The sequence below is a fragment of the Schleiferilactobacillus shenzhenensis LY-73 genome (assembly GCF_000469325.1).
Taxonomy (GTDB): Bacteria; Bacillota; Bacilli; order Lactobacillales; family Lactobacillaceae; genus Schleiferilactobacillus; species Schleiferilactobacillus shenzhenensis.
This window is the reverse complement of the sequence record NZ_KI271617.1, coordinates 1-14510: the sequence shown is the minus strand read 5'-3', so window position 1 is coordinate 14510 and position 14510 is coordinate 1. Positions and strand designations below refer to the sequence as shown.

Genomic DNA, 14510 nt, shown 5'->3' with positions numbered 1-14510 from the left:
AGCGGCGCAGCTCAAGGAGTTGCGTCGTTTTCTATACAGTTGGCAATTTATCTGGGTAACAAGCTTATTAAGGGATACGTTGATTCAGTGACAGCCAAGCTGAAGGAAACGCAAGACGCGCTGAATGCCTATATGAGCAGCAGTGATGCCAATTTGGCCAGCAAATCGACAGCTGCGCAGACAGCCCAGGGCACCTTAGCCCAGAAGGCCACAGAACTGAATAACACGTTCAAGGCAATTGTGGATCAACTCAACGCCCACAAGGGACAGACGACGGACATCAGCACGTTGTTGAAGACTTTGGCCGAGCAGAAGAGCGCTTACGAAACCGCGGCCGGCAACTACAAGACAGCCATTGATGATTACAATGGCGCGGTCGAGTCCCATAACAACACTGCAGATGGTTCACACGTCGATCCAATCGATGATGCATTGAATAATCCTTCTGATGCGGATTATAACAATTTCATCGAGGCAGCCAAGAAGACAGCGGCAAATACACAGGTGGCCAGCGACTTACAAAAAGAGCACGATAACGCAGTCACGGCATACAATAAGCTTGTCGCGAGTCAGACAGAACTAACCAACAAGATGAACGGGTGGAAAACGGCATCAGATAATTACAATAAAGCCCTTCCAGGTACTGACAATACAAATAGTACTGTACCTGACTCCACCTCATTGGATAAAGCTCAAGTAGACGTTCAAAATGCCATCAGCGGTTTTGACGTCCTACAAAAGGATTATGTTAATGCAGTCAGGACGTACCAGGATGGGTTGAATCAGTATACCCAGCAAAATGGTCAACCTCACCAAGATGCGACAACAGGCACAGATGTGAATGCTTTCGCTACTACATGGAATGATTTTCAGAAAAAGGTAGCTGAAAGTATCACAAACAACAATAAAATCACAGCTGCGAATAATAACGCGGATGATAGTCCGTTATATGTGGCGGTCAATAATCTGGCAAAAAAAACAGATGAGATTAATAGTGCCGTTGCAGCACAAAAACAGGCAAATGAAGCTCTTCGCTATGCGATAACCAAAACTTACGGTTACAATTTGAGAATTTATGGTTATGCAAACTGGATTGCGTTGGGCAAGAATAATATGACGTCACTCATTCAAAACGTCATAAAGACTGACTTTGCTTATCTCAATGCTGTATATGGCACCAATTACCAGTATTCTACTCATGATGAGTCGGCATTAATTGATGACGGAAACACAAAACTGTATCGTCACTATACGAGCTTCGATGAGTACCCTGGTGCAGAAAACAGTAGTGATAGCAGCTATCAGTCATTGGTGGATAAGTATAATGCGGCAATTGATCAATATGGCAGCCAAATTGCTGACCTGAACCTAAAGACTATTTCTGCAGACATAGTCAAAAACACCAAGGATAATGCAGACAGTATTCAAGCACATCTGAAGATTATCTTGCCGCAACTCAACCAAATTCAAAAGAGTATCGCCATGTACTCTTCTGAAGGATCCAACAATGCACAGTTAAAACAAGAACTTTTGAACCCTTCAATCGCAAGCACAAATGGTACCCATCCGAGTCCCGATCTCACTCCCCAAGCGGGCAATCAAAGTATTGACTTCTGGATACAAGTTGCTACTGGTTCAGATTTTTACACGATACTTGAACCAACCCTGGGAGTGAACGGTTATGGTACACTTGCACACGACATCATCACGCATCATGTCCCCTTTACAGTTGACCAGGGTTTCAATCAGCGTCATCCTGACGATTCCGACATTCCTGCTAATCAAGGGTGGGATCTGAAGACTTTTGAAGGTCAGGATATTATCGATAATGCTGGTAAGACGATTCCAGTGGAAGGCACTATTTCCGGAAAAGACGGGATTATTTATGCATTAACTGGTTTTTATGTCCATCAAACCACCTCCCAAACAACGTTGCGAGCCGATAACATGAATCAGATTTACTATCTGAATGGTGCTGACCCACTCAACGATTTCAAAGAGTTGGCAAAGTCGCTGATTACATTTCCGTTGAATAATACCGATAATAACCACGTACAAGTTGTTCTCGTCTATCGCATTGTGACGAAAGATGAACAGATGGTTGATGATGATTCTGACGTGGAAGTGGATGAAGACAATTTAGTCGATGCACTCTCCGTTCCTCCAGTCAAAACGATCACACCAACTCTATCCAAGACAGCGACTCCCACGGTCGAACTTCCAACACCGGGGACAATTACTAAGAGTCCTGATGGTGATTCGCCAGCACCTATACCTGGAGTAATCACATACGATAAGGGAAGGGCGGTACCAACATATTCTTCGAAGTTCCAGACAGTTTGGAACGATGATGATGTCTCCGCGGCACCCAAGATTACGTTGAATGCACCGGTGCCCGAACCAAATCCGACGCCTAATCCAGGTCCTAACCCGACACCAACACCCACTCCGACGCCGAACCCAGAGCCGAATCCTAGTCCTGAACCGAATCCATCACCCAGTCCTGAGCCAACGCCGAACCCGACGCCTAATCCTCAGCCCAGTCCCAATCCAACACCGGCTCCTAAGCCGACGCCCACACCCAAGCCAGACAACCATATGAGTGGTGACGGTACAGTTGTCACACACACCAGTAATCGGACAATTAACCGCCAGACTCGGACGGTTGCCCAAAGGAATCGGATGCTGGCTGCTCAGAGCCCAATCAAGCGTCTGCCGCAAACTGGTGAGCACGACGATTCGGCTTTAGCCGTTTTAGGCGTTGCCATGATCAGCGGCGTCACGCTTGCTGGACTCGATGCCTTGCGGAAGAAACGGGTCAAGGGATAACTAGTTTTATGAATACAGCTCACTAACTGATTTCAAAAGAGAGGCCGCCGCTGACGACCTCTCTTTTCTTATCCTGAGGCTGAAGTTACAAATCGGCCAAACAGTTAACCCCCAGCGTCAGGACTCGAGTGTGGGAGGCTGCCCCAAAGTCCCGAGGATCGTAATTTTCTGTGTTTGCCAGTGAATCTGCGGTGAACAGAATCTGCCCATATTGCGCGCCCCGGAACTGGGCGATCGCCGCTAAGGCCGCACATTCCATCTCCACGACCTCGTAACCCTGGGCTGTATATTGACGAATCAGCGCTGGCGTCTCCCGGAAGAACGCATCGTTGGTCCATGTCTTGACCAGCTTCGCCCGCTGACCCACACTCTCTAGACTGGTTTGAATGGCCGCTGCCATGGCCGTGTCCAGCACGATACTCGGCGCTGCCGGTAAATAGTGGTAGGAAGTGCCCTCATCCCGCAAGGCCTCCTGGACGACCAGCAGGGCATTTTCCGGCTGGTCGGTAAGCACGCCGCAGGAGCCAACGGCGATGATCTGCTTGGCCCCGTAGGCAATCAAGAAATCGACGATTTGCGCGGATGCGGGCGCACCAATGACCGCGGGACAGACGCCAATCAATTGGCCGTGGAACCGAATCTGGTGAACAACAATGCGGTTGGAAAACGTTTCAAGTTCCCCCACCGGTTCCGCATGGTATTCGTGATAAAAAGTCTCCAGGTGGTCCATGGGCACAAACGCCAGCAGGACCTTCGCCGGGAATTGATACCCTTCATCCCGGAACGGAGCGATCACCGCCTCTGGGGAGGGATCATAATTCAAAATCGGTAATTTGGCCATGGCCATCGCCTTTCTTTCAAAAATGATTATTCCCAGCTTACCGCAAAAGCATTTTTCTGGAAACTGCCACTGGGCCGGGCTTAAAATAGCGTATACTAAACTTAGTTTGAATAGATGGGGGAGCCATATGCGAATCACGAAACAAAGCTGGTGGATCTTGGGGATCACCGCCGTACTGACCGCCGTTTGTTACGGCTATTTTGGCTGGGGTTATTCTTATTTGAAGCTCCGCGAGACCGAACCCCGCACGACGCTGACGATGACCAGCAGTGCACCAGTTTATACCCAAGCTGAATTCGAGAAGACCTTGAAGAAGTACAAGGCCTTCGATGAGATTGCCCGGATCAAGGACTTGAGCAATATCGACGCCCACAAAGAATTGATGGGCGGGTACAACGATTTTCCCATCATGCCCGGGACCCAGGCGACGCGCACCATCAGCGTCCAGGACGGCACCATCGACATGTGTACGATGATGACCCCCCAGGGCGTCACGGTGGCCGGGAAGTACCTGATCACGTCCGCTTACGACCACGACGGCTTCCATAATTCCGTGCTCTACGTCCAAGACGCCAAGACCTACAAGTACATCAAGACGGTGGTGCTGAAGGGGACTCCCCACGTCGGCGGGATCACGTACGACCCCCGCAACCAGCTGGTCTGGGTCTGCTCCCGGCGCAACAACCAGTCTGAACTGGTCTCCATCACCATGAAGGCCATCGAACAATACGATTTGGAGAAAACCCAGAAGCCAGTCGCCTATCACCAGCGGGCCCTGCTCGGCTCCATCACCCGGGCGTCCTTCGTCACCTACGACGACCGCAAGCTCTACGTCGGCTTCTTCAACCCCCGCCGGCCCGGCAACATTCAACACTACCAGCTCAGTAAGAAAGGCACACTCGAAGGCAAGTCCACCGTGAAGCTGGGCGGTAATATCTTCGAAGTCCTGTCCAGCGCCATCTTGCGCCAAGACATCTTGACCCAGGTTCAGGGCATGGCCTTTTACAAAGATTACATCATTCTGTCCCAATCATACGGTCCTGGCGAGTCCCACCTGTGGGTCTTCGACGACCGGAACCGGACTGTCTACCGCGCCTCTGATGCCCTGGCCGAGTTCGACGCCCCATCCCATCTGGAACAAGTCGCCACGTCTGGTGATACGTTGTGGGTCAATTTTGAATCGTCTGCCCGGGCCTACCGAGCCACGAGCCACGACCACATCGACCGCCTGGTGCACATGAATCTGAAGTCGTTCAAGGGCATCGTGGATGCGCTGCTGGCGAATGAAGACGCGAAAGGGGGGACGAAGAAATGACCAAAGAACCCAGTGAGAAACGGCGATTATGGCCGTCCTTATACAGTGAAGAAGAACCCATCGCCGACGTGAATGCCTGGATCAAGGTGTTGGCCGCGATTTGGTTCATTTATCTCTTGTTCAACACGAAGAATCCCATTGGCACGCTGTTTACCCCGTCCCTAGCCGAATTTCGGATGCACGGCAGTCTGGGTTTGGACATCCGGCTGATTTTTGCGGGGGTGCTTTTCCTGGCCCTCGTGCTGGGCAGTGTCTGGGGGGCTTTTGGCAGCACCGGCGTGCAGCGGCTCTTCCCCCGGCTGCGGGTCCGCGACGGTTTCCTCATGCTATGGTATGGCTTACTGAATTTTCTATTGAAAGCGGTCGGCAGTATCATCGGCGGTACCGTCCACGGGAAGTATGTTGAGGATAACGCCAGCGCCTTGGATTTGGGTGAACTAGATTCCTGGCACAATTTCTGGGTGGTGACCGGCCGGGATTTCTTCATGTTCGCCGGGCAGGTTATTGCGCTGATTCTTTTCTTCCTCGTCCTGTATCAAATAGGGAAGAAAGTATTGCCGCAGGACCGGCGCTTCTTCCGGGGGCTGACGAAGGTCCTCGCGTATCTGCTGGCGGCCGCGGCGTATGCGGCCCTGATGACGACACCGGTGGCGCCGAACTTCGGTCAGAACCTGTGGGGCTTCGGATTGCCGGCCTTACCGCTGTTGGCCGGTTACCGGCGGACGCGGAATGTGCTGGTACCGATCATTGGGCTGTTTATCTTCGATCGGGCGCTGGTGATTCTGCTGCTGGCGGTGTCTATCTAAGGTTGCTTAAAGCGGGTCAACATTGGATACTGGTAATAATGGTAAACTGGGAATGGAGGTGGCCTGATGACGGCGGGAAACGATGATCGAACTGATGACAGCATCCAGGATGCCTTGGATGTGATCAATGCCAAGAGCGACCAGCTGCAGCCGTATTTTGCCCATAGCCAGACACGGTTTGTTCAAGTGGCCAAAGAGTACCTCCGTGCCTTGTATGAGGGTATTGATGAGATCAATGCGGAGAAACAGCAGGTAGACGGCCAAGTCCAGGCAGCGGCCGTTCGTCGAGATGAGTTAGCCCAGGCGTTGGCCGGGTTGCGGGAGGCAGCGTCCGATCCAGATCTTTGGCCCCGTCAGCGGGATGCTCTACAGACCCAAGTTGACGGGCTGACTCGCGCCATCGGCACCCAGTCAGCTCAGCAGACACAACTCAAGACACAGTGGGAGAAGGCGAAAAACACCGTCCAGTCTCTCCGCAGCCAGCAGCAGCTGTTGCGGGCGTCAATGAGGCGTCAAGAAGACGCGATTCGACAAGAGACAGACCTCATTAAGATCACCGAAATGGTCGCGGCGATTGGCGCTCGGGCTGATGAAAGCAACCGGCAATTGACGGAGTTGTCTGAAAAAGAACGGGAAGCCGTCGCGGCTGTGACGGATCTCGGGGAACAGATGACAAGTCTGGACACAGTCATCACTCGAAAGATCCAACAACGGGCGACCCTCGTGAAACAGATCCGTGCGTTGAATGCCAAAATCAATGCGCCGGACAGTGCCGTGGACCAAGCCCAGCGCGGCGAGTCTGCATTGGCTGCCAGCAAATCTCATATTCAAGTTCTCGAGAAGGGACTGCAGCGGCTGAGCGAGGCTGAGGATCAAGTCAATGAACAGATTACCGAGGTAATTCACTTATTGACGAGTGCATTAGTGCCGGCGAGCGAATTAACCAAGGAAGCTGTGCAGAAGACGCCGCGCACCGCCGTCACGGTGTCAACGCCATCAGCACCGGCCAGTTATGACAATAATGGCCCGCAGCCCAATGATCTGTCCGCGCAAAATTCGAAGCCTCAATTGCCTCATCCGGATGCACAAACCAGTGCAGTCAATCTTCCGGCTGGCCGGCCGTATTTGTTCGTCCTGTCAGCACTTCCTACCAAGTTGGATCCAGTGTTGCTGAAATATATCGGTACGCTATGCCGTTTTCTCACACAGCACCACATCACAGTGCGTATTCTGGTGACAGGGTATATGGCCAATTTTGTCGACCGGATTACCCGCTTCCTAGAAGAAGTAGGCGGCGCGGCCAACCAGGTCGCTTTTGCTTCCTTATTCGAAACATTGCAAAGCGGTGGCGACCCACGGCCCTTCAATCAGAATGAACTGCCAGTGGCCGTGCCGCTGAACCGTGGACCGGGGGAGGCCAATATTCGGTCCGGTAAAGACGAAACGGTGGGGGACTATCGCGCCTATTACCGGCCGGATGGGTCGTTGAACTGGATTGGGTACAATGTGGACGCCGATCATTACCTGTATGATTATTACTCTAACGATCACCTATTGCTATACACCCAGATCATCGTGCATCAACGCGACGTAAGTGAAGTCACGTATTATCAGCGGGATCGCCGTCCTGTTCTCAAATTGCAGAATATCCCCGATCAGCCGGCAGTGTTGGCGTTTAGCGATACCCAAACAACAGAGTTTGCTTCGCTGGCCGAGTTCGTTGCCGATTGGCTGAGCCGGGACCAGACCGCTCAAGACAGCACTTTGGTCGTCCCCGGGGACGACCCACTGTGCGCGGCAGTCACGGGAGGATCGCTGCACGAGCAGGTGATTCCGCTGCTTTCAGACCGGACCCTGACTGATCCGCGCTTGGGGGCGAAGCTCAGCGGGGTGCATTGGCTGATGGCCCCGAGTAACCAAGACATAGAACAATTACAGCAGTTAGCCGGTTGGCCGATCCCCGTGATTACGATGGATACCCTGACGAGTGCTGAGCATGCGACAAAGGAGCAAGATAATTGATGAATGCGCAAGATGAATTGAATCAGATCGAAGCAACCCTGCACCAGCTCGCCCAGGAGCGGGAACGGGCGACCCAGCATATGGGCAGCCAGGCCGACCAGCTGCAGAGGGCGGCGGACAAGTTCGAACAGACCCTGCAAGCAGCCAGTGAGAAAATCGATGACCAGCTGGATCGGCTGAACAAGCTGGCCGATGCTAATCAGCAGGCGGGGGCGGGGCTTTCCGACGACATTGCCGGCGACCAGCAGGCCATCGACGAGCCGCCGGACTTTGACGGCCAGATTACCGCCTTGCAAGACAAGATCGACGATATCAACCGGACGACGATTCCGGATCAGCAACAGGCGCTCCAGCCGCTGTTGAACGAACAGAAGGATCAGCGTCATCAGCAGGCTCTGCTTCAAGATAAGCTGAAGGACATCGTCGCCCAGGAGAACGAGATTGCCATCAAGATTCGCAAGGCGAAGAATCTCCACGATATGATTGCGATTACGGCGGATGAACAAGGAAACATCGATGACTTGCGCAACGAACGGGAAGATTTGACCGGCCAGATCGATGATATTAAGGCCACTCTGCAAGATGGCCAGGCCGACATTAATGATGTGAACAAACAGATTGAGGCCGCTCGGGACCAAATCAAGACCTGGGACACACAACGCGGCCAATTAGAAGAAGCCAAGCGTCGGCGGCCGGCTCAGGTCGCCCGACTGAAGAGTCACATTGCCCAGTTGGAAAAACGCCAGGAGGAATTGTCCAAGATGGCGGATGCCATCGACCGCCAACGGCAGAAGGCCCAGGATACTCAAAATACACTGAGTGCGCAGATGGCTGCGATCCAACCCTTGCTGAACGTGTTGAGCAAGGATGTCGCTGGCATGGATACGTTAGACAGTACTAAGACCAAACCGGTATCGCCCGCGGCTGCCGTGTCGTCACGCCCCGCTGCCTCGAAACCGGCACCAAGTCGCTATCATCGCGCGCCGGTCATTCCACTGCCCAGTACGCCAGTACCTGCTGCACCAACGAGCAATGACGCCACCGCGCGACCGAGCCGGCAAGTGACACCGCCTGCGGTGCCTGTGACCGGTCAGCGGCCGGCGGCGATCGTATTCCCCATGCTGCCGAAAGACCCGGCCCACATCACGATGTTCCGGGCCGTAGTCAACCACTTGCTGCAAGCTGGTGAGCATCAGTTCCGCCTGTATACTACCGCATATGAAGAAGAGGATCAGAACCGCCTAAAGCGGCTATTGGATGGGTTGCATATTGAGGTGTCTGCGCTGACGTGGACAAATATGTATACCGCGTTGCGCCAGACCGACCGGCCGGCAGCAGCACCGGCACAGCTCAATCTGCAACCCGACTGGCATACCCAGCCGACGCCAGACAATAGTACCGTGGAGTACCTGGACAGTCACAACCAGTTGATGGCCCGCGTGCAATACCGAACGACGGGCCAGGTTCGGCTGGTCACATACTTTAATCCTGGGGAGGCCGAACGCCGGGACTTCTGGGATCTGGCGGGGCACATCGCCGTGACCCAATCGATCAACACGGCCACGGGCCATGTGACGAACGAGAACTTCTACCGTACGGATGGTACAGTCGTCCTGATCAAGGAATATAGCGAAGGCGGCGAGCACATCCACGTACTGGATGAACAGCGCAACGTCGTGCAGGAGCTCGACAGCGATGCAGCTTTGGCTGCATGGTGGCTGGGGGAGAATCTGCCTGCCGACAGCAACGTCATTGCCGAGGCTAACGCCGGTTTGATGCTCAGTACGGCATTGCAAGAGCGCAGCGACCTGCAACTGGTCCCAATCTTGACAGCAGCTACCGCCCCGCGCCTTTGGGCAGAAATCCTGGGCGGTCAGCTCACGATTCCGGCAGCATACGTCAGTGATGCCAATCTTTTGGCGGCTGCCCAGACTACATTGCCCGGGATTGACGTTTCGACCCTGTAATCAACTTCGCGTAACGACACAGCATCTTCTTCCAATCGTTTTAAAAGCAAGAAGCCGAATGAAGGATGACTGAATCCTTCATTTAGCCTCTTGCTTTTATTTCTGAACAAACGTATGGACAGTATGTATTATATGGAAACAATACACATCCGTAATCACAATACAATATCGATCTAGGATTTCTGAAGATGGGGGGTCTCCTATACCGCAAAACCTATTCAGTCACATTATCACTGGTTGATATGCAGTACAAGGAAGGGCCCATCTTCGCGATGGCGAAAATGGGCCCTTGCGGGGTAGAGTGAATTAAGTACTGTATTGCACTGTTCCGTACTGCTGATCAATCACCCCTTACACTTCTTGGTGCGCTGCTGGGTCAAGTTTGGCAATCTGAGCCCAAGCTTTCCAGACGTTTTGGGGTGAGAATTTCTCAGCAGCATCATAAGCACCGTCGCTTAACTTCTGGTTAAGAAACGGGTTTTGAAAAATATCAATAATTCTAGCAGCCATAGTTTCGGCGTCGGCATTCTCGACCAGATAACCGTTGACACCATTCTGGATAATCTCGTTGGGTCCATAATTAATATCAAACGAGACCAATGGAACACCATGAGCTTCTGCTTCAATCAATGCTAACCCGAAGCCTTCGTTCCGACTGGAGAGGGCAAGAAGCGTGCTATCATCATAAACATCCTCAATTTTGTCGGTATAGTCGTGGAAATGGACGCTGCCAACCATATTGGTCGTCTTAACGGTATTATTCAAAATGATCCCACTTTTCCGATCGGAAACGAAGCCATAAATATCTAGAATCGTGTCAGGTACTTTTTCTCTTACCATAGCAGCCACTTTGACCAACGTATCCAGTCGTTTCTCCGGGGAGATACGGGCAACGGATAAAATATGATGGCGGAGCGGCCTATTAATGATGGGAATGCGTGTACGAATAGGGTCGACGGATCCGCTGGGGATGACTACCACATTAAGACCTTTTCCGAAGCGCGTTTTGATATCCCATGCTTGGTGGTGTGTTGGAGTGATCATCCCATTGAATTCTCGAGGATGCTGTAGAACATAGGCATAATTGTAATTCAAGTGAGGATCGTGCAGGGGGTTGTCTGGGTCAGCAACGTGAACGTTGTGGATGAACACGTATCGGCGAGCTTTGGATTTCATATGTGCAAGTGCTGGGGTATTTTCGTACCGGTCGCTAATAATGAGGCTGTCACCTCCGGCCGCTTGGTTAATTGTGTCAAGGAAGTAACTGATCAAGCCGTCGTTGTTCATGAAGATACGCTGCTCGTCATTGACTTTCAAGAAAATGGACTGGGTTACCTTGTTGTCCTTAAACCGCCACAGAATTCGTTCGGTTCCATCATGAGAGTAGAAACGCTGTTCTTGAGTGTGGCCAGCAGCGTCGACGATGATATCCAACGTCTTAAAACCGCGGTCATCAAATAGTTCACTGTGCTGGACAACATTGGCGGTGGTGCCATAAACAATGGAGCTGATTTGCCCCGTCTTGACGTCTTCGCGGATTAACTGTTGCGTCGTACCGTTCACGATTCGCCAACCGTGGACGGCGACACCATTTCCGTCTTGTTCCTCACCAAGGTCGGTTTGCTCGCCAGGATGCGCGTCCAGCCAGTGCTTTGCATCATTCTTCTGAATCGGTACATGGAGATTGTCCAGGAAGTAATCAAACATGTTCAAGCTGGTGTCATCAGTCAATCCGTTTGTCGTGAAGTCGTAATGGAAACGGGAGTAATAGTTGGTGGTGACGATTTTGGCTGGGACATCATGGTCTAAGAACAGTTGGAGCCGCTTCATTTCGGAGTGTTCAATACCTGAGCTTTGTTGTCCAACGGTGTTCGTGACGAAGAAATTCAATTGTGTTTCCCCCTATTAATTTATGTGACGGAACGTTGTCATTGCGTGTGCTGCTGTGGCTGACAGACAAACGCCGAGTCACCTTGCCACTGTATTGTATCGCACTAGGGTGATCCCATGGAAACGAGAACCGTCTGTTTGAACCAAACGGTGAAAAATGGCGTCAGATCGGGGAATGTATGCAAATGGAGTGCTTCAAAGAGGCTGGTTTCTGAAATTATGCTATACTAGCAGTGCATACCACAGCCATGAGCTGTTGTGGGGAGAGGAGCATTCTAATCATGGATCAAACGTTACTATCAAAGGTGTTAGCCGCCCGAATCAAGACAATTCGTGAGGATTCAGAATTACAGGTTTTAGCCCAACTGGATCAGCCAACAACGAACGAGCCAATAATTACTCAGTATGTGGCTTACACGGACTTCCACAATGCACAAGAGAAGAAGCAGACCGCATCGATTTTCGTGTTTACGCCCTACATGAATTTGGATACCCATCAGCATCCCATCGTGGAGTATCAGACCCAGTTGATGTTTCATTTTGATCCTTGGCAGAAATCAATTCACGTCAGTGTACTGGAAACTTTAGGAGCCGCGTCGAAACTAGCCTTTTTTGATTATCAGAACCATGGGTTGGCAACCGTTGCGTTACAAGCACTAATTGGGTTGGCACGTAAGAACGGCTTCGCAACCATTGATGGCGTGGTGTCTTCTTTCGATGGTCATGACGATCTGCTCCGAATCAGTGACGTACTTCAAAAAGTGGGATTCAAAGTGCAGACGGATCCTGCCAATCCTCATGTCGGAGAATATTCTTACGGCCTGAGTGCGTAATTTCTTCACACAATTATCACTTTTAAGAAGAAAACTTGGTCAAATATGATGTTTGCCGCTTCCGGTGGCTTGGTACTATGAAGGTACAAGGAATTCAAATACTTCTTTGGGGGAGGTCGAAGAGTTGATTAGAAAACCAGTTTCGAATCAACGGCCTTACTGGAAGAAGATATTGTTCTTTGGAGCATTGTTCTTGTTTCTTGTCGGAATCGTTGTAGGCGTGTCTCGTGCATCAGCGATTGCGGCGAGCAGTGATAACAGTGGAACTGTGGTGGAGAAGGCAGCACCGGTAGCTAGTTCGGGTGTACCTGTGAGGAATCCCCAGTCAAATGTCCAAGTCAAGATTATATCAAAAGACAATGTGAAACCACACGGTCAAAGCAATATAGTCCCGACGACAAACAATGAACCGGGGACTCAGGCGCCGCTGATCAACATTGGCACAAACACAAAGTTTCCCCAGACAGGGGAAAAAGTGGGTTCAGGTCAAATGATTCTAGGCGTGTTATTGGTATTAATCACGGTTGCTGGTTTTGCTTTTTCAATCAAGCGTCGCACAGAATTGTAATCAGAATTTGAAATGATTGTTTATGAAAACTGGTAAGCGGCTCATTTCGTTCCGAGTATGATGAATGTGTGGAGTTGGTTCACAATATCTTGTTTCAGGTTACCCGTCAGGGTGACACAAACATTTTGGGAGGAATTTTATCATGAAGTTTACTAAGTCAAGTTTACTTAGTTCTTTAGCTGCTGCGGGTATGGTATTGGGCGCTGTCGCACCTGTTATTGCTAACGCAGCAAGCAGCACTTCTACGAGTCCGGATCAACAATTCAATCAAGACTCTTCGAAGTTGATGTTGCAAAACAACGGTAAGACAGCTACTTTAGCCGCTGCCAAAGCACCTGCATATGCACAAGAAACATTGGCTACACCTGGGTTCTCTTATGTTGCCAATGGCGACGCTAATACTTCTGCCGGCGTCACAAGCGGTGTTTCTGATGCAGTGATTCGCATTAACTCTGGTTACCTTACCTTGAATAAGGTTCCTGACTTCAACTTCGGTACAGCTGCCTCTGGCGAACGTGCCGTTTTGTCAAGCAACAGTGGTGCAATTGCCGATGATGGTAACTCGCAAGGTATCTTGTCCATTACAGATGCTCGTGAATCTAAGCCTTCAAATGGTACGGATCCGGCCACTGGTTCTTACGATGGTATGGGTTATCGTTTGTTGGTTGGCTTGGGCCAGTTCTTCAAGCTCAATGATAATGGGACTGCGCGCACTGCCGCAATTGGCAAAGGTACTTGGACTTTGAACCTGCCTAATGTTGAAGGCGCCGCAATTACCAAGAACGCTGCAAACTCGTTCAAGTTTAATGGTGGTTCCGTGGCAGCTACTGAGGCTGGCGCGACAACTACTGAAATTGCCAATGCAGCCTATAAGAAGTCTTACGGCACTGTTAGTGTAAAACTCGACAATACCGTTTCTGGCATTACACTTGACAGCCCGACGGATGACACATTATCAGGCGCATATGATGCACCGATTTACTGGATTCTGAACGCTAACCCTAACGCTTAATTGTTTAGATTCTATCCGGTGCTTTCAGAAAAAGGAGGCTTTTGCCTCCTTTTTTGTTGCTTACGACCAGGTGTATTGTTTATACTATAAGTATCCGTTGTTTGAGGAGTGGATAAAGTGAAGCATGGTGTGAAGGATAGTTTGCTGATTTGTCTCGGATTGCTCTTGGCCTTGATAATTGGCAATAGTGTTACTCAGGTGAATGCGGCAACGGGTCCTGGCTTTTCGATGGCCCCTGTGTATCCAAGTAATCAGATAACTAAGGACTCTGGTGCTTTCAATCTTTTGGTGAAACCAGCCTCTACTCAGCCACTGTCGATTAAAGTGGTCAATTCTGAGGATCAGAAACGAACCATTCGCTTCGTCTTGAACCTGAATTATGCACAGCTTGACCAAAATCTGGATTAGTTCGGTTTATCATGCGGAT

General features: G+C 50.9%; 11 protein-coding genes. 9 read left to right on the top strand and 2 right to left on the bottom strand.

The genetic code is table 11. The features are described from left to right. The first annotated feature begins 87 nt into the window (after window positions 1–87). Entirely contained in the window at window positions 88–2829 is a 2742-nt protein-coding gene (locus tag L248_RS14385) for an LPXTG cell wall anchor domain-containing protein (RefSeq protein ID WP_220095322.1), read from the top strand. 85 nt (window positions 2830–2914) lie between these two features. Here the strand turns inward: L248_RS14385 and L248_RS14380 are convergent, their stop codons facing one another. Next, window positions 2915–3670 carry a nucleoside phosphorylase gene (locus L248_RS14380; RefSeq protein WP_052000095.1) on the bottom strand — a complete coding sequence of 252 codons (756 nt, stop codon included), beginning with the start codon at window positions 3668–3670 and terminating at the stop codon, window positions 2915–2917. Between the two features lie 127 nt (window positions 3671–3797). Here L248_RS14380 and L248_RS14375 point away from each other — a divergent pair, with 127 nt between their 5' ends. From L248_RS14375 to L248_RS14360, 4 genes are all read left to right on the top strand, one after another. Further along, the gene (locus tag L248_RS14375; RefSeq protein WP_022530992.1) at window positions 3798–4985 is read left to right on the top strand and encodes a YncE family protein; all 1188 of its coding nucleotides are present in this window, start codon (window positions 3798–3800) and stop codon (window positions 4983–4985) included. Continuing rightward, a complete protein-coding gene (locus tag L248_RS14370) occupies window positions 4982–5791 on the top strand; it encodes a hypothetical protein (RefSeq protein WP_022530991.1) in 810 nt (269 codons plus the stop codon). Before L248_RS14375 ends, L248_RS14370 begins: the two co-directional genes overlap by 4 nt. A 66-nt stretch (window positions 5792–5857) precedes the next feature. Beyond that, window positions 5858–7813 (top strand): coiled-coil domain-containing protein, encoded by a 1956-nt coding sequence (locus tag L248_RS14365; RefSeq protein WP_022530990.1) that lies wholly within the window; start codon window positions 5858–5860, stop codon window positions 7811–7813. Then, window positions 7810–9780, top strand: a complete 1971-nt coding sequence (locus tag L248_RS14360; RefSeq protein ID WP_155828694.1) for a coiled-coil domain-containing protein — start codon at window positions 7810–7812, stop codon at window positions 9778–9780. The genes L248_RS14365 and L248_RS14360 overlap by 4 nt, the downstream gene beginning before the upstream one ends. A gap of 351 nt (window positions 9781–10131) precedes the next feature. On the opposite strand, the gene L248_RS14355 is transcribed toward L248_RS14360, so the two are convergent. After that, window positions 10132–11670 carry a glycosyltransferase gene (locus tag L248_RS14355; protein ID WP_040537071.1) on the bottom strand — a complete coding sequence of 513 codons (1539 nt, stop codon included), beginning with the start codon at window positions 11668–11670 and terminating at the stop codon, window positions 10132–10134. A 281-nt stretch (window positions 11671–11951) separates the two neighbouring features. On the opposite strand from L248_RS14355, the gene L248_RS14350 reads away from it, so the two are divergent. From L248_RS14350 to L248_RS14335, 4 genes are all read left to right on the top strand, one after another. Beyond that, a complete protein-coding gene (locus L248_RS14350; RefSeq protein ID WP_052000094.1) occupies window positions 11952–12503 on the top strand; it encodes a hypothetical protein in 552 nt (183 codons plus the stop codon). Between the two features lie 124 nt (window positions 12504–12627). After that, window positions 12628–13071, top strand: a complete 444-nt coding sequence (locus L248_RS14345; protein ID WP_196812052.1) for an LPXTG cell wall anchor domain-containing protein — start codon at window positions 12628–12630, stop codon at window positions 13069–13071. Window positions 13072–13213: 142 nt separating this feature from the next. Beyond that, on the top strand, window positions 13214–14083 hold the full coding sequence (locus L248_RS14340; protein ID WP_022530985.1) for a WxL domain-containing protein: 870 nt from the start codon (window positions 13214–13216) through the stop codon (window positions 14081–14083). A 117-nt stretch (window positions 14084–14200) separates the two neighbouring features. Next, window positions 14201–14491 carry a WxL protein peptidoglycan domain-containing protein gene (locus tag L248_RS14335; protein WP_040537068.1) on the top strand — a complete coding sequence of 97 codons (291 nt, stop codon included), beginning with the start codon at window positions 14201–14203 and terminating at the stop codon, window positions 14489–14491. Window positions 14492–14510 lie beyond the last annotated feature (19 nt).